Annotated in this window: 13 protein-coding genes, 5 tRNA genes and 2 rRNA genes; 1 reads left to right on the forward strand and 19 read right to left on the reverse strand. The window is 54.5% G+C overall.

The features are described 5' to 3' along the window. Positions 1-55: 55 nt before the first annotated feature. The 14 genes from rpoC to LB453_RS20845 form a co-directional block, all read right to left on the reverse strand. A complete protein-coding gene (gene rpoC, locus LB453_RS20780; RefSeq protein ID WP_103797646.1) occupies positions 56-4,279 on the reverse strand; it encodes a DNA-directed RNA polymerase subunit beta' in 4,224 nt (1,407 codons plus the stop codon). Between the two features lie 79 nt (positions 4,280-4,358). Next, positions 4,359-8,387 (reverse strand): DNA-directed RNA polymerase subunit beta, encoded by a 4,029-nt coding sequence (gene rpoB, locus LB453_RS20785; RefSeq protein ID WP_103797647.1) that lies wholly within the window; start codon positions 8,385-8,387, stop codon positions 4,359-4,361. Between the two features lie 328 nt (positions 8,388-8,715). Next, positions 8,716-9,078 (reverse strand): 50S ribosomal protein L7/L12, encoded by a 363-nt coding sequence (gene rplL, locus LB453_RS20790; RefSeq protein WP_033793155.1) that lies wholly within the window; start codon positions 9,076-9,078, stop codon positions 8,716-8,718. A gap of 66 nt (positions 9,079-9,144) precedes the next feature. Next, the gene (gene rplJ, locus LB453_RS20795; protein WP_011091858.1) at positions 9,145-9,642 is read right to left on the reverse strand and encodes a 50S ribosomal protein L10; all 498 of its coding nucleotides are present in this window, start codon (positions 9,640-9,642) and stop codon (positions 9,145-9,147) included. A 352-nt stretch (positions 9,643-9,994) separates the two neighbouring features. Then, on the reverse strand, positions 9,995-10,699 hold the full coding sequence (gene rplA, locus LB453_RS20800) for a 50S ribosomal protein L1 (protein ID WP_033793154.1): 705 nt from the start codon (positions 10,697-10,699) through the stop codon (positions 9,995-9,997). 3 nt (positions 10,700-10,702) lie between these two features. Continuing rightward, complete coding sequence (gene rplK / locus LB453_RS20805; protein ID WP_013507401.1) at positions 10,703-11,131, reverse strand: 50S ribosomal protein L11; 429 nt, start codon at positions 11,129-11,131, stop codon at positions 10,703-10,705. 147 nt (positions 11,132-11,278) lie between these two features. Beyond that, positions 11,279-11,824 carry a transcription termination/antitermination protein NusG gene (gene nusG, locus LB453_RS20810; protein ID WP_012439920.1) on the reverse strand — a complete coding sequence of 182 codons (546 nt, stop codon included), beginning with the start codon at positions 11,822-11,824 and terminating at the stop codon, positions 11,279-11,281. A gap of 1 nt (position 11,825) precedes the next feature. Continuing rightward, positions 11,826-12,209, reverse strand: a complete 384-nt coding sequence (gene secE, locus LB453_RS20815) for a preprotein translocase subunit SecE (protein WP_033755817.1) — start codon at positions 12,207-12,209, stop codon at positions 11,826-11,828. Between the two features lie 227 nt (positions 12,210-12,436). Then, positions 12,437-13,621, reverse strand: coding sequence for an elongation factor Tu (tuf, locus tag LB453_RS20820; protein WP_224481567.1), 1,185 nt, complete (start codon positions 13,619-13,621; stop codon positions 12,437-12,439). Positions 13,622-13,728: 107 nt separating this feature from the next. Continuing rightward, a tRNA-Thr gene (locus LB453_RS20825) sits at positions 13,729-13,804 on the reverse strand. Between the two features lie 5 nt (positions 13,805-13,809). Then, positions 13,810-13,884, reverse strand: a tRNA-Gly gene (locus tag LB453_RS20830). A gap of 193 nt (positions 13,885-14,077) precedes the next feature. Continuing rightward, a tRNA-Tyr gene (locus tag LB453_RS20835) sits at positions 14,078-14,162 on the reverse strand. A 7-nt stretch (positions 14,163-14,169) separates the two neighbouring features. Beyond that, a tRNA-Thr gene (locus LB453_RS20840) sits at positions 14,170-14,245 on the reverse strand. Between the two features lie 120 nt (positions 14,246-14,365). After that, a complete protein-coding gene (locus LB453_RS20845; protein ID WP_103797726.1) occupies positions 14,366-14,719 on the reverse strand; it encodes a hypothetical protein in 354 nt (117 codons plus the stop codon). A gap of 64 nt (positions 14,720-14,783) precedes the next feature. Between LB453_RS20845 and coaA the strand changes: the two genes are divergently transcribed. Continuing rightward, positions 14,784-15,734 carry a type I pantothenate kinase gene (gene coaA / locus LB453_RS20850; RefSeq protein ID WP_103797725.1) on the forward strand — a complete coding sequence of 317 codons (951 nt, stop codon included), beginning with the start codon at positions 14,784-14,786 and terminating at the stop codon, positions 15,732-15,734. A 34-nt stretch (positions 15,735-15,768) separates the two neighbouring features. Here coaA and birA read toward each other — a convergent pair whose 3' ends face one another. The 5 genes from birA to LB453_RS20875 all read right to left on the reverse strand — a co-directional run bounded on the left by birA (position 15,769) and on the right by LB453_RS20875 (position 21,322). After that, a complete protein-coding gene (birA, locus tag LB453_RS20855) occupies positions 15,769-16,728 on the reverse strand; it encodes a bifunctional biotin--[acetyl-CoA-carboxylase] ligase/biotin operon repressor BirA (protein ID WP_103797724.1) in 960 nt (319 codons plus the stop codon). Next, the gene (gene murB, locus LB453_RS20860) at positions 16,725-17,762 is read right to left on the reverse strand and encodes a UDP-N-acetylmuramate dehydrogenase (protein ID WP_103797723.1); all 1,038 of its coding nucleotides are present in this window, start codon (positions 17,760-17,762) and stop codon (positions 16,725-16,727) included. Before murB ends, birA begins: the two co-directional genes overlap by 4 nt. A gap of 158 nt (positions 17,763-17,920) precedes the next feature. Continuing rightward, positions 17,921-18,036: ribosomal RNA gene (rrf, locus tag LB453_RS20865) — 5S ribosomal RNA — on the reverse strand. Between the two features lie 92 nt (positions 18,037-18,128). After that, positions 18,129-21,034: ribosomal RNA gene (locus tag LB453_RS20870) — 23S ribosomal RNA — on the reverse strand. A 212-nt stretch (positions 21,035-21,246) separates the two neighbouring features. Further along, positions 21,247-21,322 (reverse strand) — tRNA-Glu (locus LB453_RS20875). Positions 21,323-21,335: the final 13 nt, after the last annotated feature.

Raw genomic sequence — 21,335 nt, forward strand, 5'->3', positions numbered from 1 at the left:
TGCATAGCTAAAAAAAAACCCTGCCGAGGCAGGGTTTTTATTACGCGAAGAGCGATTAGTCGTTGTCGCTGCCGCCGAGACCGGCGTTCAGCAGTTCAGCCAGGCTGGCAGAGGCTTCATCCGCAGTAACCTGCGGCGCAGCCGGTACTTCACCTGCGGCTTTACGACGCATACGATCCTGATGGTAAGCGTAACCGGTACCGGCCGGGATCAGACGCCCCACGATTACGTTCTCTTTCAGGCCGCGCAGTTCGTCGCGCTTGCCTGCAACAGCGGCTTCGGTCAGGACACGCGTGGTCTCCTGGAACGAGGCTGCCGAGATGAACGATTCGGTTGCCAGTGACGCTTTGGTGATACCCAGCAGATCGCGCATATAGGTCGCGCCGATTTTGCCGTTCGCTTCGAGATCGCGGTTAGAGATCTTGATGCGAGAGACTTCCGCCTGCTCACCTTCCAGGAAGTCGGTGCTTCCCGCGCTCATGATGGTAGCTTTACGCAGCATCTGACGAACGATGACTTCGATGTGCTTATCGTTAATCTTAACGCCCTGCAGGCGGTAAACTTCCTGCACTTCGTTAGTGATGTAACGGGTCACAGCATGGACGCCACGCAGACGCAGAATGTCATGCGGAGATTCCGGACCGTCGGAAACCACGTCACCACGTTCTACGCGCTCACCTTCAAACACGTTGAGCTGACGCCATTTCGGAATCATCTCTTCGTAAGGCTCGCTGCCATCAACCGGCGTAATTACCAGACGACGTTTACCTTTGGTCTCTTTACCGAAGGAGATGATACCGCTGATCTCCGCCAGGATTGCTGGCTCTTTCGGACGACGCGCTTCGAACAGGTCGGCAACGCGCGGCAGACCACCGGTGATGTCCTTGGTACCGCCAGATTCCTGAGGCACACGCGCCAGGGTGTCACCAGAGCTGATTTTCTTACCATCTTCCAGCTGAACGATCGCTTTGCCCGGCAGGAAGTACTGAGCCGGCATGTCGGTGCCCGGGATCAGAACGTCTTCGCCCTGCTCATCGACGATTTTCAGCGCCGGACGCAGGTCTTTACCACCAGCCGTACGCTCAGCGGTATCCAGTACCACCAGCGAAGAGAGACCGGTCAGTTCGTCAGTCTGACGCGTGATGGTCTGGCCATCGATCATGTCAGTAAAGCGAATATAGCCGCTCACTTCGGTGATAACCGGCATGGTGTGCGGATCCCAGTTCGCAACGGTTTCGCCCGCTGCAACCTGCTCGCCGTCACCTTTCGCCATGGTCGCGCCGTAAGGGACTTTATAGCTCTCTTTAGTACGGCCAAACTCATCGATCATTTTCAGTTCGACGTTACGCGAGGTAATAACCAGTTTGCCAGCGGAGTTGGTTACCGACTTGGCGTTGGTCAGTTTGATAGTACCTTTGTTCTTCACCTGAATGCTGGATTCAGCTGCCGCACGCGATGCCGCACCACCGATGTGGAAGGTACGCATGGTCAGCTGTGTACCCGGCTCACCGATGGACTGTGCCGCGATAACACCGATCGCTTCACCTTTGTTGATGATGTGACCACGTGCCAGGTCGCGACCGTAGCAGTGTGCACAGACACCAAAATCGGTTTCACAGCTTACAACAGAGCGAACTTTGATGGTGTCGACAGAGTTCTGTTCAACCACATCACACCAGTGCTCATCCAGCAGCGTATTACGCGGAACCAGGATGTCAGCGGTGCCCGGCTTCAGCACGTCTTCTGCGGTCACACGACCCAGTACGCGCTCGCGCAGCGGCTCTTTAACGTCGCCGCCTTCGATAACCGGCGTCATCATGATGCCTTCGAAGGTGCCGCAGTCGTCTTCGGTCACAACCAGATCCTGCGCAACGTCAACCAGACGACGCGTCAGATAACCGGAGTTCGCCGTTTTCAGTGCGGTATCCGCCAGACCTTTACGCGCACCGTGGGTCGAGATGAAGTACTGGAGTACGTTCAGACCTTCACGGAAGTTCGCGGTAATCGGCGTCTCGATGATGGAGCCATCCGGCTTCGCCATCAGACCACGCATACCCGCCAGCTGACGAATCTGTGCCGCAGAACCACGCGCACCAGAGTCGGCCATCATAAAGATGCTGTTAAAGGAAACCTGTTTCTCTTCTTCGCCGTCACGGTTAATCACGGTTTCAGTAGAGAGGTTTTCCATCATCGCCTTCGCTACGCGCTCGTTCGCCGCAGCCCAGATATCGATGACTTTGTTGTAACGCTCGCCCGCGGTAACCAGACCAGACTGGAACTGCTCCTGGATCTCAGCCACTTCCGCTTCCGCTTCGGTGATGATTTCCACTTTCTTCTCTGGGATCACCATGTCGTCGATGCCGACAGACGCGCCTGAACGGGCAGCGTAGGCGAAACCGGTGTACATGGTCTGGTCAGCAAAGATAACGGTCGGCTTCAGGCCCAAAATGCGGTAACAGGTGTTCAGCATTTTGGAGATAGCTTTTTTGCCCAGCGCCTGGTTAACGATGGAGAACGGCAGACCTTTCGGCACGATCATCCACAGGATGGCGCGGCCGATGGTGGTGTCGATGATGCTGGTTTTAGCTACCCACTCATCCTGCTCGTTTTTCTCGTGCTCGGTAATACGTACCTTAACGCGAGCGTGCAGCGATGCGAGGCCAGCGCGATAAACACGCTCAGCTTCTTTCGGGCCGGTCAGCACCATGCCTTCGCCTTTGGCGTTAACACAGTCACGGGTCATGTAGTACAGACCCAGTACAACGTCCTGAGAAGGAACGATGATTGGCTCGCCGTTCGCAGGTGACAGGATGTTGTTGGTGGACATCATCAGCGCACGCGCTTCCAGCTGGGCTTCCAGCGTCAGCGGTACGTGAACAGCCATCTGGTCACCATCGAAGTCGGCGTTATAGGCCGCACACACCAGCGGGTGCAGCTGGATCGCTTTACCTTCGATCAGAACCGGTTCAAACGCCTGGATACCCAGACGGTGCAGCGTCGGCGCACGGTTCAGCAGAACCGGGTGCTCGCGGATAACTTCATCCAGGATATCCCAGACGACCGCTTCTTCGCGCTCAACCATTTTCTTCGCGGCTTTAATGGTGGTGGCCAGGCCACGCAGCTCCAGCTTGCCGTAGATAAAGGGTTTGAACAGCTCCAGCGCCATTTTCTTCGGCAGGCCGCACTGATGCAGACGCAGGTATGGACCTACGGTGATAACAGAACGACCGGAGTAGTCAACGCGCTTACCGAGCAGGTTCTGACGGAAACGACCCTGCTTACCTTTGATCATATCGGCCAAAGATTTCAGCGGACGCTTGTTAGAACCGGTGATCGCACGACCGCGACGACCGTTATCCAGCAGGGCGTCGACCGCTTCCTGCAGCATACGTTTTTCGTTGCGTACGATGATGTCCGGCGCAGCCAGATCCAGCAGACGCTTCAGACGGTTGTTACGGTTGATCACGCGACGATAAAGATCGTTCAGATCTGACGTTGCGAAACGACCGCCGTCCAGCGGAACCAGCGGACGCAGATCCGGCGGCAGCACGGGCAGCACGGTCAGGATCATCCACTCCGGCTTGTTGCCAGACTGAACGAACGCTTCCAGCAGCTTGATGCGCTTGGTCAGCTTCTTACGCTTGGTCTCGGAGTTAGTTTCGTTCAGCTCTTCACGCAGCTGCTCGCACTCTTGCTCCAGATCCATATTTTTCAGCAGCGCCTGGATCGCTTCGGCACCCATTTTCGCGTCGAATTCGTCACCGAACTCTTCCAGCGCGTCAAGGTACTGCTCTTCGGTCAGAATCTGACGTTTTTCGAGGTTGGTCATGCCACCTTCGACAACCACGTAAGATTCAAAGTAGAGCACGCGTTCGATATCGCGCAGCGGCATATCCAGCAGCAGACCGATACGGGACGGCAGCGACTTCAGGAACCAGATGTGCGCGGTCGGAGAAGCCAGCTCGATGTGGCCCATGCGCTCACGACGCACTTTGGTCTGGGTCACTTCGACGCCGCACTTCTCACAGATCACGCCGCGGTGTTTCAGGCGCTTGTACTTACCGCACAGGCACTCGTAATCTTTTACCGGTCCGAAAATACGGGCGCAGAAAAGACCGTCACGCTCAGGCTTGAAGGTACGGTAGTTGATGGTTTCCGGCTTTTTCACTTCACCGAACGACCAGGAACGGATCATGTCTGGCGAAGCCAGCGCAATTTTGATCGCATCAAACTCTTCGGTCTTAGTTTGCGCTTTCAGAAACTTAAGTAAGTCTTTCACGGATTAGCTCCCGTCGGAGTGGAACTCTCAGGGGCGCGCAGCCGAAACTGCGCGCCCCGTAACCAGTACTTGCGAGTGCTTACTCGTCTTCCAGCTCGATGTTGATGCCCAGCGAGCGAATCTCTTTCAACAGTACGTTGAAGGATTCCGGCATGCCCGGTTCCATCTGATGGTTGCCGTCGACGATGTTTTTATACATCTTCGTACGACCGTTCACGTCATCAGACTTAACGGTAAGCATTTCCTGCAGGGTATATGCCGCGCCGTATGCTTCCAGCGCCCACACTTCCATCTCACCGAAGCGCTGACCACCGAACTGTGCTTTACCACCCAGCGGCTGCTGAGTAACCAGGCTGTAAGAACCGGTGGAACGCGCATGCATCTTGTCATCAACCAGGTGGTTCAGTTTCAGCATGTACATGTAGCCAACGGTAACCGGACGCTCGAACTGCTCACCGGTACGGCCGTCAAACAGCGTGATCTGGCCAGAAGTCGGCAAATCGCCAAGCTGCAGCAGCTCTTTGATTTCGCTCTCTTTCGCACCGTCGAACACCGGCGTTGCGATCGGCATACCTTTCTTCAGGTTCTCGGCCAGACGCAACACTTCATCATCAGAGAAGGTGTTGAGGTCAACGCGCTGACGCACGTCCGCGCCCAGGTCATAGGCACGCTGGATGAATTCGCGCAGTTTCGCGACTTCTTCCTGACGCTTCAGCATGGCGTTGATCTTGTCGCCGATGCCTTTTGCCGCCATACCCAGATGCGTTTCCAGGATCTGACCGATGTTCATACGTGACGGTACGCCCAGCGGGTTCAGTACGATGTCGACCGGCGTGCCGTTCTCGTCGTAAGGCATATCTTCGATCGGGTTGATCTTAGAGATAACACCTTTGTTACCGTGACGGCCTGCCATCTTGTCGCCCGGCTGAATCTGACGTTTAACGGCCAGATAGACCTTAACGATTTTCAGCACGCCCGGCGCGAGGTCATCGCCCTGAGTGATCTTACGACGCTTGGCTTCGAGCTTTTTCTCAAACTCGTGCTTCAGTTCGTCGTACTGCTCAGCCAGCTGCTCCAGCGCGTTCTGCTTCTCTTCGTCGGTCAGGCCCAGCTCCAGCCAGCGCTCGCGCGGCAGCTTGTCGAGCTTGTCGGCTTCTACGCCGCCAGAGATCAGCACGGCCTGGATACGGCCAAACAGGCCCGCTTCGAGGATCTGCAGTTCTTCAGACAGGTCTTTCTTCGCCTGCTTCAGCTGCATCTCTTCGATTTCCAGCGCACGCTTGTCTTTTTCCACGCCATCGCGGGTAAAGACCTGTACGTCGATAACGGTACCAGACACGCCGTTCGGCACGCGCAGCGACGAATCTTTCACGTCGGACGCTTTTTCGCCGAAGATAGCGCGCAGCAGTTTCTCTTCTGGCGTCAGCTGGGTTTCACCTTTCGGCGTAACCTTGCCCACCAGGATATCGCCGCCGGTTACTTCCGCACCGATATAAACGATGCCGGATTCATCCAGTTTGGAGAGCGCAGCTTCACCCACGTTCGGGATATCAGCGGTGATCTCTTCTGGCCCCAGCTTGGTGTCACGAGACACGCACGCCAGTTCCTGAATATGGATGGTGGTGAAACGGTCTTCCTGAACCACACGCTCGGAAACGAGGATGGAGTCTTCGAAGTTGTAGCCGTTCCACGGCATGAACGCGACGCGCATGTTCTGGCCAAGCGCCAGTTCGCCCAGGTCGGTTGACGGACCGTCAGCCAGCACGTCGCCGCGCTCGACCGGCTCGCCCAGCGACACACACGGCATCTGGTTGATGCAGGTGTTCTGGTTAGAACGGGTGTACTTAGTCAGGTTGTAGATGTCGATACCCGCTTCGCCCGGATACATCTCATCTTCGTTAACTTTGATAACGATACGAGAAGCATCAACGTACTGAACGGTACCGCCACGTTTCGCTACGGCGGTTACGCCGGAGTCAACCGCTACCGCGCGCTCCATACCGGTACCTACCAGCGGCTTGTCAGCGCGCAGAGTTGGTACGGCCTGACGTTGCATGTTCGCACCCATCAGGGCGCGGTTAGCATCATCGTGCTCCAGGAACGGGATCAGTGACGCACCGACAGAAACCACCTGCTGGGTGGAAACGTCCATGTAGTCAACCTGATCGCGGCTGAACAGGCTCGATTCGCCTTTGCTACGGCAGGTGACGAGGTCATCAACAAAGTGACCTTCTTCATCCAGCTGGGCGTTCGCCTGAGCGATAACGTAGTTACCCTCTTCGATTGCAGAGAGGTAATGGATTTCGTCAGAAACCACGCCGTCGATAACGCGACGATACGGCGTTTCCAGGAATCCGTACTCGTTGGTCTGCGCGTACACAGACAGCGAGTTGATCAGACCGATGTTCGGACCTTCAGGGGTTTCGATTGGACATACGCGACCGTAGTGCGTCGGGTGTACGTCTCGAACTTCGAAGCCGGCGCGCTCACGCGTCAGGCCGCCTGGGCCGAGTGCAGAGATACGACGCTTATGCGTAATCTCTGACAGCGGGTTGTTCTGATCCATAAACTGAGAGAGCTGGCTGGAGCCAAAGAACTCTTTCACCGCCGCCGAAATCGGCTTGGCGTTGATCATGTCCTGCGGCATCAGCGTGTCGAGGTCGCCCAGCGACAGACGCTCTTTCACCGCGCGCTCTACGCGAACCAGGCCAACGCGGAACTGGTTTTCCGCCATTTCGCCCACTGAACGAATACGACGGTTGCCGAGGTGGTCGATATCGTCCACTTCGCCTTTACCGTTACGGATGTCGATCAGCTTCTTCATCACTTCGATGATGTCTTCTTTGCTCAGGATGCCTGAGCCTTCGATTTCATCACGCAGCAGCGAACGGTTGAACTTCATGCGGCCGACAGCTGACAGATCGTAACGATCTTCTGAGAAGAACAGGTTCTCGAACAGGTTCTCAGCAGCTTCACGCGTCGGCGGCTCGCCAGGACGCATCATGCGGTAGATCTCAACCAGCGCGCTCAGGCGATCGTTGGTCGGGTCGACGCGCAGGGTCTCGGAGATGTACGGGCCGTGATCCAGATCGTTGGTGAACAGCGTTTCGATACGCTTGTGACCCGCCTGGCTCAGCTTGGCCAGCAGATCCATGGAAAGCTCCATGTTCGCCGGTACGATCAGCTCGCCGGTGCTCTCGTCGATGTAATCTTTTGCGACCACTTTGCCCGCGATGTATTCAACCGGTACTTCGATGTGCTGAATACCATCTTTTTCCAGCTGACGAATGTGGCGCGCAGTGATGCGACGGCCTTTTTCGACGTAGACGTTGCCGTTGGCTTCGATATCGAAAGAGGCGGTTTCGCCGCGCAGGCGCTCTGGCACCAGCTCCATCTGCAGCTTGTTGTCGCGAATCTCAAACACCACTTTCTCGAAGAACAGATCGAGGATCTGCTCAGTGGTGTAGTTCAGCGCGCGCAGAATGATACTGGCCGGCAGCTTACGACGACGGTCGATACGTACGAACAGGTTGTCTTTCGGGTCGAACTCGAAGTCGAGCCATGAACCGCGATAAGGAATGATGCGTGCGTTATAGAGCACTTTACCCGATGAGTGGGTTTTACCTTTATCGCTGTCGAAGAAGACGCCAGGACTACGATGCAGCTGAGAAACGATAACGCGTTCGGTACCGTTGATAACAAAGGTACCGTTGTCGGTCATGAGCGGGATTTCGCCCATGTAGACTTCTTGTTCTTTAATGTCTTTTACGGTGCCTTCCGGCGCTTCGCGCTCGTAGATCACCAGACGCAGCTTGACGCGCAGCGGAGCTGAGAACGTCACGCCACGAATCTGACACTCTTTAACGTCAAAGACGGGTTCGCCCAGACGGTAGCTGACGTATTGCAGCTCGGAGTTACCGCTGTAACTCTGAATGGGGAAGACGGAACGGAAGGCTGCTTCCAGTCCGTACTGACCTTCCGAATCTTGCTCGATAAACTTCTGGAACGAGTCAAGCTGGATAGAAAGGAGATAAGGTATGTCCAGTACTTGCGGACGTTTACCAAAATCCTTACGAATACGTTTTTTCTCGGTATAGGAGTAAACCATAGGGTTCCTCAGCTAGCTGACAAGTCGACCCACGCTGTCCGTCCTGAAGGACAGTTCATGCAACACTATTTTGTTTGATTCATGCGACACGGAGGTCACATGCAATACATCTTTCTATCACTCTTAAATCATTTCATTGCATTAGCATGGGCAGGGAACCCGCGCAGGAAAGCAGTATATTAAGTCGTCGATAGAAAAAGATATTGAAGAGCAGCGATGGACAAACAGTGCGAAACCCCATCAAGGCTCTTGAGCGCAAAAAGGCTGGTGACCCAAAAGCCACCAGCCATCAGCCTGATTTTACTCAGGCTGCAACCAAAAGGTTGTCTTACTTAACTTCAACTTCTGCGCCAGCTTCTTTCAGAGCAGCTTCAAGTGCAGCTGCGTCGTCTTTGCTGATGCCTTCTTTGATCACGCCAGTTGCTTCAACCAGGTCTTTGGCTTCTTTCAGGCCCAGACCAGTTGCGCTACGTACGGCTTTGATTACAGCTACTTTGTTCGCGCCAGCAGATTTCAGAACGACGTCGAATTCAGTTTTCTCTTCAACAGCTTCAGCCGGGCCAGCAGCTACAGCTACAGCGGCAGCAGCAGAAACGCCGAATTTTTCTTCCATAGCAGAAACCAGCTCAACTACTTCCATTACGGACATAGCGGCAACGGCTTCCAGAATTTGATCTTTAGTGATAGACATGACAATTGTTCCTAAGAATCAGAAAAAGTTTATACGTTAGCAAGTGCGAAAGAAAAGAATCTGGCCTTAAGCCGCTTCTTTTGCATCGCGAACAGCAGCCAGAGTGCGGACCAGTTTGCCAGCAGCGGCTTCTTTCATGGTCGACATCAGACGTGCCAGTGCTTCTTCGTAAGTCGGCAGCGTTGCCAGACGGTCAATTTGTGCCGCCGGGATCAGCTCACCTTCAAAGGCTGCAGCTTTGACCTCAAATTTTGCATTCGCTTTCGCGAAATCTTTGAACAGACGAGCAGCAGCGCCCGGGTGTTCCATAGAGTATGCAATCAGGGTCGGACCAACAAACGTGTCTTTCAGGCACTCGAACTGAGTACCTTCAACGACGCGGCGCAGCAGGGTGTTACGAACAACACGCATGTAAACGCCAGCTTCACGACCTGCTTTACGCAGTTCGGTCATTTTATCAACGGTAACGCCGCGAGAATCCGCAACAACCGCTGACAGCGCGCCTTTGGCTACTTCGCTGACTTCAGCAACAATCGCTTGTTTGTCTTGAAGATTTAATGCCATTAGCTTTTGCTCCTGGATTTTGGCCGGAGATGAATTTCTCCGGAACTCACTTCACCTACCGACCTAAAGGAAGGTAAGCGCTAAAACACGGTGAGCAGAATCCAGTTAAGAAAAAATTCTTTTTGGCTCTGTCACCGTCTACGCAGGGGATTAAGCGTCACATCCGAAGATGGGCCGCGCCTGCGGTCTTGGACGGAGGCCAGGAAAGGCCTGGCTCCAACCTACCCCGCTGTTTCCGCCGCGTCGCCGAAGCGAATGCGAAAGTCACAGCGAGATATAAATTCAGTGTCTGTTTTACCAGAACAACGGGCGTAAGATTCTAGGTGAATTTTTCGCCCGTTTCAAGCAGCAATTAGTTTGCTGCTGCGTTCAGACCCGCCTGGTCGATGGCAACGCCAGCGCCCATGGTGGTAGACAGGCTGATTTTCTTGATGTAAACGCCTTTCGCCTGAGCAGGTTTCGCTTTTTTCAGCGCAACCAGCAGAGATTCCAGGTTTTCTTTCAGCTTGTCAGCGTCAAAGTCCACTTTACCGATGGTGGTGTGGATGATGCCGTTTTTGTCGTTACGGTAACGAACCTGACCCGCTTTAGCGTTTTTAACTGCTTCAGCAACGTTCGGCGTTACGGTACCAACTTTCGGGTTTGGCATCAGGCCGCGCGGACCCAGAACCTGGCCCAGCTGGCCTACAACGCGCATCGCATCCGGAGAAGCGATAACAACGTCAAAGTTCATTTCGCCTTTTTTGATCTGCTCAGCCAGATCTTCCATCCCTACCAGCTCAGCGCCAGCTGCTTTAGCAGCTTCGGCGTTTGCGCCCTGGGTAAAGACGGCAACGCGTACTGAACGACCAGTACCGTGCGGCAGAACGGTCGCACCACGAACGTTCTGGTCAGATTTACGTGCGTCGATGCCGAGGTTAACGGCAACGTCCACGCTCTCTACAAACTTAGCGGTAGCCAGTTCTTTCAGCAGAGCAACAGCTTCAGTGACATCGTACTGTTTGGTCGCATCAACTTTGTCACGGATCACGCGCATGCGCTTGGTCAGCTTAGCCATTTCTTAGTCCTCCACTACCAGGCCCATGGAACGAGCAGTACCTTCGATAGAGCGAGTCATCGCTTCTACGTCAGCACCAGTCATGTCCGCAGCTTTGGTTTCTGCGATTTCACGTACCTGAGCACGGGTTACTTTACCGACTTTGTCTTTGTTCGGCTTACCAGAACCAGACTTGATGCCCGCTGCTTTTTTCAGCAGAACGGCGGCCGGCGGAGTTTTGGTAACGAAGGTGAAAGAACGGTCGCTGTAAACGGTGATAACAACCGGAGTCGGCAGACCTTTCTCCAGGGATTCCGTTTTGGCGTTGAACGCTTTACAGAATTCCATGATGTTAACGCCCTGCTGACCCAGAGCCGGACCTACCGGTGGGCTCGGGTTAGCCATACCTGCTGCAACCTGCAGCTTGACGTAGGCTTGTACTTTCTTGGCCATGATTATTCCTCAGTTGGGTATAGCGCCTGAAAAACAGGCTCCCCGTGATAACAGTTCACACGCTGTTGCCAGCGCATAAAAACAAAAGGCGCGAAATTATAGTTAAATTTCGCGCCTGCTGCAAGAGTCAAAATGTGAGCAAGGTGATTAACCTTTCTCCACCTGCCCAAAGTCCAGTTCGACCGGCGTTGCGCGGCCAAAGATTGAAACAGAAACTTTCAGGCGGCTCTTCTCGTAATCCACTTCTTCGACCACGCCGTTGAAGTCGGCGAACGGGCCGTCGTTGACGCGTACCATCTCGCCCGGTTCGAACAGCGTCTTCGGACGCGGCTTGTCACCCACCTGCTGCAGGCGGTTCATGATCGCATCCACTTCTTTATCGCTGATCGGCGCAGGGCGGTCAGAGGTGCCGCCGATGAAACCCATTACGCGCGGGACGCTGCGTACCAGGTGCCAGCTGGCGTCATTCATCACCATCTGCACCAGCACGTAGCCGGGGAAAAATTTGCGTTCGCTTTTACGACGCTGACCGCCGCGGATCTCTACCACTTCTTCAGTAGGAACCATGACGTCGCCGAAAAGCTCTTCCATGTTGTGCAATTTGATGTGCTCGCGCAGCGACTGTGCTACGCGGCCTTCAAAGCCGGAAAACGCCTGCACGACGTACCAGCGTTTTTTTGGAGCTTCAGACATCTCAGAACCTCAGGCCAGTGATAAACGATACCAGACGGACCAGAATACCATCCAGCCCCCACAAAATCAGTGACATCACGGCGGTAACCGCGGCAACGATTAACGTGGTATGCAGCGTTTCCTGGCGAGTCGGCCAAATGACCTTACGCATTTCGGTGCGTGCTTCACGCGCAAAAGCCACGGTTGCTTTGCCTTTAACCGTCAGCAGCGCAATGCCGCCCGCGGCCGCAATCAGCACCACGACAGCCAGCGCACGTAAAGGCAGCGTCACGTCGCGATAAATATAATTGCCTACGATGGCTACCAGCAGCAACGCAACAACAGCCAGCCACTTTATCGCTTCCAGGCCGCGCCCGCTCCCTTGAGCTTCGGTATTCGCACTCATAAACCAACCTGCCACAATAATTCAGAAACTATTTTGCCCCGCAAGGCGAGGCATCCAAACCGAATGAGCTTTTGGGCGTAACTCGGTATCCTACGCCGCGCAACAGAGCCTGTCTCAGCAATGATTATGACCGAAAATCACTGATGAGCCAGGTTCTATGTAACAGCGTGCAAAAAGGGCATCAAATGATGCCCTTTCCGTATGCATTGCGTCAAATATTATCGTAATTAAGCGATAACTTCAGCAACAACGCCCGCGCCAACGGTACGGCCGCCTTCGCGGATTGCGAAGCGCAGACCCTGGTCCATCGCGATCGGGTGGATCAGAGTAACGGTCATCTTGATGTTGTCGCCCGGCATTACCATCTCAACGCCTTCCGGCAGTTCGATGTTGCCAGTCACGTCAGTCGTACGGAAGTAGAACTGCGGACGGTAGCCTTTGAAGAACGGAGTGTGACGACCGCCTTCTTCTTTGGACAGAACGTATACTTCTGACACGAAAGTGGTGTGCGGCTTGATTGAGCCCGGCTTAGCCAGTACCTGACCACGCTCGATCTCTTCACGCTTGATACCACGCAGCAGAACGCCGACGTTCTCACCAGCCTGACCCTGATCCAGCAGTTTGCGGAACATTTCAACGCCGGTACAGGTTGATTTCGCGGTGTCTTTGATACCAACGATTTCAACTTCGTCGCCCACTTTCACGATGCCGCGCTCAACACGACCGGTAACAACGGTACCACGGCCAGAGATTGAGAATACGTCTTCGATCGGCAGCAGGAACGGCAGGTCGATAGCACGAACCGGATCCGGGATGTAGGTATCCAGGTGGCCAGCCAGCTCAACGATCTTCGCTTCCCACTCTGCGTCGCCTTCCAGTGCTTTCAGCGCTGAACCGCGAACGATTGGCGTGTCGTCGCCCGGGAAGTCGTACTGTGACAGCAGGTCACGAACTTCCATCTCAACCAGCTCCAGCAGCTCTTCGTCATCAACCATGTCGCACTTGTTCAGGAACACGATGATGTAAGGAACGCCAACCTGACGACCCAGCAGGATGTGCTCACGGGTCTGCGGCATCGGGCCGTCAGTCGCAGCAACAACCAGGATAGCGCCGTCCATCTGAGCAGCACCGGTGATCATGTTTTTCACGTAGTCGGCGTGGCCCGGGCAGTCAACGTGCGCGTAGTGACGAGTCGGGGTTTCGTACTCAACGTGAGAGGTGTTGATGGTGATACCACGAGCCTTCTCTTCCGGCGCGTTATCGATCTGGTCGAATGCGCGAGCCTGGCCGCCGTAGGTTTTAGCCAGAACGGTGGTGATTGCTGCAGTCAGGGTGGTTTTACCGTGGTCAACGTGACCGATGGTGCCCACGTTTACGTGCAGTTTGTTACGTTGAAATTGCTCTTTAGCCATCGCTTGTCCCTCTAAGACACGGATATATCAAAGATATCATCACATCAACCAGGCTTTGCCTGAATGCAGGATTTACAGAGAGAGAATCAGGGAGGAGATAAAGGAAGTGGTGCTGATACCCAGAGTCGAACTGGGGACCTCACCCTTACCAAGGGTGCGCTCTACCAACTGAGCCATATCAGCACATCTGGAGCGGGCAGCGGGAATCGAACCCGCATCATCAGCTTGGAAGGCTGAGGTAATAGCCATTATACGATGCCCGCATCCTGGAACTCGGCTACCTGTTCTTTCTGTAGCTTGTGAATAATAAGAGATGTTCCCCTACTATTCGAAGTCTGCCAGCGTTGCTGACCGACCTTTAACTGTGCCGAAGCGCAGTTTGAATTTGGGGTGAGAGAAGTGACTCACCGACAGACAAACAGGCTGTTTATCTGCTCTCAACCAGTAAGGTTGAGATGGTGGTGGGAGAAGGATTCGAACCTTCGAAGTCTGTGACGGCAGATTTACAGTCTGCTCCCTTTGGCCGCTCGGGAATCCCACCTACTTGATGGTGCCGGCTACCGGAATCGAACTGGTGACCTACTGATTACAAGTCAGTTGCTCTACCAACTGAGCTAAGCCGGCATCAAGTGACGCGCATTCTAGGAAGGACCGGGACAGGATGCAACAAAAAAATCACTGAAATTATTCTATCGCTTACTATTTGTGCAAATGCTCGCATTTTAGCGATTTACTGCGGGAAATTTAGACGAATCCGGCGAATTGCGCGCGGCGCTGCCGCTGATTTTCTGACGTCAACGCAGCGGCTATCGCGGCGAGAGCGCTGCTTTTTTGTCCGCTTAGCGCGACTATAAATAAAAAAAGTTTTCCGGCGGCCCGTTTTTTATCGCGACCAACAGTAAGCGCTACGTGCAAGCCAAGGTCTTTACAGCGCGGGCGGGTAAAATGCCGAGCGGTCTGTGCGCCGGACTTATGCGCAGCCGCTTGCGAAAGCGTGCGCGGATTTATCATTTTTCTTCTTTTTATTATCACACTGATGTTAACCTCCAGCCCATTGTTCTCAGTAAAGACCTTGTGACATGCCGCTATGGTTCTCATATCGCTACAGGTTTTTTATCTGCCTGATATGAATTAGCCCTAATCCGCAGTCAGACGCATACTTATGAATAAAAAGAATTCACCTCTGACAACGCCCTATTTAGAGTTCACGCGCAAGCAGTGGGCTGCCCTACGTAATACTGTGCCGATGACCTTAACGGAAGAGGAGATCGCGCAGCTGAAAGGCATTAATGAAGATTTATCTCTGGAAGAGGTTGCAGAGATTTACCTGCCTTTATCGCGCCTGCTTAACTTCTATATCAGTTCCAACCTGCGCCGTCAGGCGGTGCTGGAGCAGTTCCTGGGCACGGATGGCCAGAAGATCCCCTACATTATCAGCATCGCCGGCAGCGTGGCCGTGGGGAAAAGCACTACCGCACGCGTTCTGCAGGCGCTGCTGAGCCGCTGGCCCGAGCATCGTAAAGTCGAGCTCATTACTACCGATGGCTTTCTGCATCCCAATGCGGTGTTGAAAGAGCGCGGCCTGATGAAGAAGAAAGGCTTTCCTCAGTCTTATGATATGCATCGGCTGGTTAACTTCGTTTCCGCGCTGAAATCAGGCGCCAGTCAGGTCACGGCGCCGGTCTATTCTCATCTGGTGTATGACGTCATCCCGGATGGCGATAAAGTGGTGCATCAGCCCGATATACTCATTCTTGAAGGCCTGAATGTTCTGCAGAGCGGAATGGATTATCCTCACGATCCGCACCACGTCTTTGTGTCAGACTTCGTCGATTTCTCTATCTATGTAGACGCGCCCGAAGATCTGCTGCAGCGCTGGTATATCAATCGCTTCTTAAAATTCCGTCAGGGTGCCTTTACCGATCCCGATTCCTATTTCCACCACTATGCGCAGCTCTCTGAAGAAGAGGCCGTGCAAATCGCTACCGGGCTGTGGAAAGAGATCAACTGGCGGAATTTAAAAGAGAACATATTGCCGACCCGAGAGAGAGCCAGCCTGATAATGACCAAGGGCGGCAATCATGCCGTCGATCGGGTCAGACTCAGGAAATAGCATTAAAAAAGCCTGCGCGATGCAGGCTTTTTATTTACTGCGGACGCAGAGATATTTCGCCGCCTACCCAGGATTTTATCTCCCCATCCTGCTCAAGCAGCAGGCCACCCTGTTTATCTATTCCGCGCGCGATACCCTGTATCTCACGTTCACCGATTAACAGCTTAACGGGTCGGTTAATGAAGTTATCCAGCGTTTTCCAGCGCTCGGTGAAAGGTGCCAGCCCGTCACGTTCAAAGAGCGGCAGCGCCTCGCGCAGGCTATTGATCAGCTTCGCGGCCAGATCGTTTCGATCGATGGTGATACCCGCTTCCTGCAGGTTGATCCAGCCCTGATTGATCTGCGCCGCTTCGGCACCGCGCATCGCCAGATTGATACCGGCTCCCATCACAATCTGCGCGGCGTCGCCGGTTTTCCCCGTCAGCTCAACCAGAATGCCCGCCAGCTTGCGGTCCTGAAGGTAAAGGTCGTTAGGCCACTTTACGCGAACATCCTGTGCGCCGAGCTGCTGCAGGGCTTCAGCGATGACGATGCCGATAACCAGGCTTAGCCCCATCGCCGCCGCCGGGCCCTGCTCCAGACGCCAGTACATCGACATATAGAGATTGGCGCCGAAAGGTGAGAACCATTGTCGTCCGCGACGTCCTCGGCCCGCCTGCTGGTATTCAGCAATGCAGGCATCGCCTGATTGCAGTTCGTTCATCCGCTCCAGCAGATACTGGTTGGTTGAGTCGATAACCGGAATAATTGCCAGATTAGGCTGATGCAGCTGCGACACGATCGCCTCTTCATTCAGCAGCTGCATCGGCGCCGGCAGGCTATAGCCTTTGCCCGTGACCGTATAGATATCCAGGCCCCAGCTTTTAAGCGTCTGGATATGTTTATTGATCGCCGCGCGGCTCATGCCCAGTGATTCGCCAAGCTGCTCGCCAGAATGAAACTCGCCGTCTGAGAGTATTTCGACCAGCTTTAACGGAATGCTATGGTCTTTCATAGTATTGCCTCTACAGCGTTGCACTCGCCCTGTGCCGCAATAAAGCGCACCTCGGGCTCAAGCCATACATCAAACTTTTGCCCGACGCGGGCGCGTACCGCTTTCGCCAGGGCGACAATTTCCTGAGAGGTGGCATGGTCAGCATTGATCAGCACCAGCGCCTGCTGCTGATGCACTGCCGCGCCGCCGATGCGAAATCCTTTTAGCTGGCACCGATCGATTAACCAGCCCGCAGCCAGTTTGATCTCGCCGTTACTCTGCGGATAGAAAGGCATATCGGGATAGGCAAGCCTCAGCTGTTCTGCCTGTTCACGGCTGATTAGCGGGTTTTTGAAGAAGCTGCCGACATTGCCCGTTACGCGCGGATCCGGCAGCTTACTTTGACGCATATGGCAGACAGCGTGAAAGATCTCCCAGGCGGTAACGGTGGCGGGATTGAGCCGCGTTAAATCGCCATAGGTCAGCACCGGCTGCCAGTTTTTATTCAGGCTAAGCCCCACGGCGATAATGGCATATCCCTGCTGATACTGATGCTTAAAGATGCTGTCGCGGTAACCAAAGTCACACGCTTCGCGCTGCAGACGCTGCGTCGCGCCCGTTTCCAGGTTCAGGACATCGACATAGTCGCAAACATCTTTAAACTCAACGCCATAGGCGCCAATATTTTGAATCGGGGCCGAGCCTGACATGCCGGGGATCAGCGCCAGGTTTTCGAGTCCGGGGATCCCTTTTTTCAGGGTCGCCTCGACAAGGGCATGCCAGTTTTCACCGGCACCAACGTGCAGTTTCCAGGCTTCGTCCTGCTCCTGAATCTCGATGCCTTTAATGCGGTTAAGCACGACGGTGCCGGCAAAATCATCCAGGAAAAGCACGTTGCTGCCTTCGCCCAGCAGAATGAACGGCTGATGGGCCGCTCTGGCGTTTCGCCAGGCAGTGAGGATCATTTCTGGCGTCTCAGCGAGGATGCGATCGCGTGCGCGGATCTCAAGACCAAGGGTATTGTCAGCTTGCAGAGAAGGATACTGGTGGGACATTATGCGGCCTTTACGAAGTTATCTGCGGGTAGTTTACCGCATCAGTTCAGGCTTGTAGGGAAGTTTTGCGGGCGTTGCGCCCGGAAATTCGCCTTTTTTTGCCGATCCACAGACGTAAAAAAGCCCCCTGCGTCAGCAGAGGGCTTTTTTGTATGGATGCCTGGCAGTTCCCTACTCTCGCATGGGGAGGCCCCACACTACCATCGGCGCTACGGCGTTTCACTTCTGAGTTCGGCATGGGGTCAGGTGGGACCGCCGCGCTAAGGCCGCCAGGCAAATTCTGTCTTCCGCGCCGCCCGCAGGCCGCGCAGATATATCCGTCACAAGCTGAAAATCTCGCGTCTCACAAAACGCCTCTGGCGTTGTAAGGTTAAGCCTCACGGGTCATTAGTACCGGTTAGCTCAACGCATCGCTGCGCTTACACACCCGGCCTATCAACGTCGTCGTCTTCAACGTCCCTTCAGGACCCTCAAGGGGTCAGGGAAAACTCATCTCGGGGCAAGTTTCGTGCTTAGATGCTTTCAGCACTTATCTCTTCCGCACTTAGCTACCGGGCAGTGCCATTGGCATGACAACCCGAACACCAGCGGTGCGTTCACTCCGGTCCTCTCGTACTAGGAGCAACCCCCCTCAGTTTTCCAGCGCCCACGGCAGATAGGGACCGAACTGTCTCACGACGTTCTAAACCCAGCTCGCGTACCACTTTAAACGGCGAACAGCCGTACCCTTGGGACCTACTTCAGCCCCAGGATGTGATGAGCCGACATCGAGGTGCCAAACACCGCCGTCGATATGAACTCTTGGGCGGTATCAGCCTGTTATCCCCGGAGTACCTTTTATCCGTTGAGCGATGGCCCTTCCATTCAGAACCACCGGATCACTATGACCTGCTTTCGCACCTGCTCGAGCCGTCACTCTCGCAGTCAAGCTGGCTTATGCCATTGCACTAACCTCCTGATGTCCGACCAGGATTAGCCAACCTTCGTGCTCCTCCGTTACGCTTTGGGAGGAGACCGCCCCAGTCAAACTACCCACCAGACACTGTCCGCAGCCCGGATCACGGGCCTACGTTAGAACACCAGCCATTAAAGGGTGGTATTTCAAGGACGGCTCCACGCAGACTGGCGTCCACGCTTCGAAGCCTCCCACCTATCCTACACATCAAGGACCAGTGTTCAGTGTCAAGCTGTAGTAAAGGTTCACGGGGTCTTTCCGTCTTGCCGCGGGTACACTGCATCTTCACAGCGATTTCAATTTCACTGAGTCTCGGGTGGAGACAGCCTGGCCATCATTACGCCATTCGTGCAGGTCGGAACTTACCCGACAAGGAATTTCGCTACCTTAGGACCGTTATAGTTACGGCCGCCGTTTACCGGGGCTTCGATCAAGAGCTTCTCCTTACGGATAACCCCATCAATTAACCTTCCGGCACCGGGCAGGCGTCACACCGTATACGTCCACTTTCGTGTTTGCACAGTGCTGTGTTTTTAATAAACAGTTGCAGCCAGCTGGTATCTTCGACTGGCCTCAGCTCCGGGAGCAAGTCCCTTCACCTACGCGCCAGCGTGCCTTCTCCCGAAGTTACGGCACCATTTTGCCTAGTTCCTTCACCCGAGTTCTCTCAAGCGCCTTGGTATTCTCTACCTGACCACCTGTGTCGGTTTGGGGTACGATTTCGTGTTGCCTGGAGCTTAGAGGCTTTTCCTGGAAGCAGGGCATTTGTTGCTTCAGCACCGTAGTGCCTCGTCGTCACGCCTCAGTGTAAAGTGAACCGGATTTGCCTGGAACACACACCTACACGCTTAAACCGGGACAACCGTCGCCCGGCCAACATAGCCTTCTCCGTCCCCCCTTCGCAGCAACACCAAGTACAGGAATATTAACCTGTTTCCCATCGACTACGCTTTTCAGCCTCGCCTTAGGGGTCGACTCACCCTGCCCCGATTAACGTTGGACAGGAACCCTTGGTCTTCCGGCGAGCGGGCTTTTCACCCGCTTTATCGTTACTTATGTCAGCATTCGCACTTCTGATACCTCCAGCATGCCTCACAGCACACCTTCGACGGCTTACAGAACGCTCCCCTACCCAACAACGCATACGCGTCGCTGCCGCAGCTTCGGTGCATGGTTTAGCCCCGTTACATCTTCCGCGCAGGCCGACTCGACCAGTGAGCTATTACGCTTTCTTTAAATGATGGCTGCTTCTAAGCCAACATCCTGGCTGTCTGGGCCTTCCCACATCGTTTCCCACTTAACCATGACTTTGGGACCTTAGCTGGCGGTCTGGGTTGTTTCCCTCTTCACGACGGACGTTAGCACCCGCCGTGTGTCTCCCGTGATAACATTCTCCGGTATTCGCAGTTTGCATCGGGTTGGTAAGCCGGGATGGCCCCCTAGCCGAAACAGTGCTCTACCCCCGGAGATGAGTTCACGAGGCGCTACCTAAATAGCTTTCGGGGAGAACCAGCTATCTCCCGGTTTGATTGGCCTTTCACCCCCAGCCACAGGTCATCCGCTAATTTTTCAACATTAGTCGGTTCGGTCCTCCAGTTAGTGTTACCCAACCTTCAACCTGCCCATGGCTAGATCACCGGGTTTCGGGTCTATACCCTGCAACTTAACGCCCAGTTAAGACTCGGTTTCCCTGCGGCTCCCCTATACGGTTAACCTTGCTACAGAATATAAGTCGCTGACCCATTATACAAAAGGTACGCAGTCACCCCACAAAGAGGCTCCCACTGCTTGTACGTACACGGTTTCAGGTTCTGTTTCACTCCCCTCGCCGGGGTTCTTTTCGCCTTTCCCTCACGGTACTGGTTCACTATCGGTCAGTCAGGAGTATTTAGCCTTGGAGGATGGTCCCCCCATATTCAGACAGGATACCACGTGTCCCGCCCTACTCTTCGAGTTCACAGCATGTGTGCTTTCGTGTACGGGAGTGTCACCCTGTACCCTGCGACTTTCCAGACGCTTCCACTAGCACACAAGCTGATTCAGACTCTGGGCTGCTCCCCGTTCGCTCGCCGCTACTGGGGGAATCTCGGTTGATTTCTTTTCCTCGGGGTACTTAGATGTTTCAGTTCCCCCGGTTCGCCTCGCAACACTATGTATTCATGTTGCGATAGTGTGTCGAAACACACTGGGTTTCCCCATTCGGACATCGCCGGCTGTAGCGGTTCATATCACCTTGCCGGCGCTTTTCGCAGATTAGCACGTCCTTCATCGCCTCTGACTGCCAGGGCATCCACCGTGTACGCTTAGTCGCTTAACCTCACAACCCACAGGCGTCTTGCGACGTCGCGGATGTGATTATTGAGAGACTCGAACGCGCTGCCTTTCATTCCTGTTTACGGGGAATGAACGCAGGGCGTCGTTTCAATTTTCAGCTTGTTCCGGATTGTTAAAGAGCAAATATCTTAAACATGACTCGTAAGTCATCTTTAAGATAGGAGGGTCGGCGACTTTCACTCACAAACCAGCAAGTGGCGTCCCCTAGGGGATTCGAACCCCTGTTACCGCCGTGAAAGGGCGGTGTCCTGGGCCTCTAGACGAAGGGGACACATAGTCTGCTT

Source organism: Pantoea agglomerans (assembly GCF_020149765.1).
Taxonomy (GTDB): Bacteria; Pseudomonadota; Gammaproteobacteria; order Enterobacterales; family Enterobacteriaceae; genus Pantoea; species Pantoea alvi.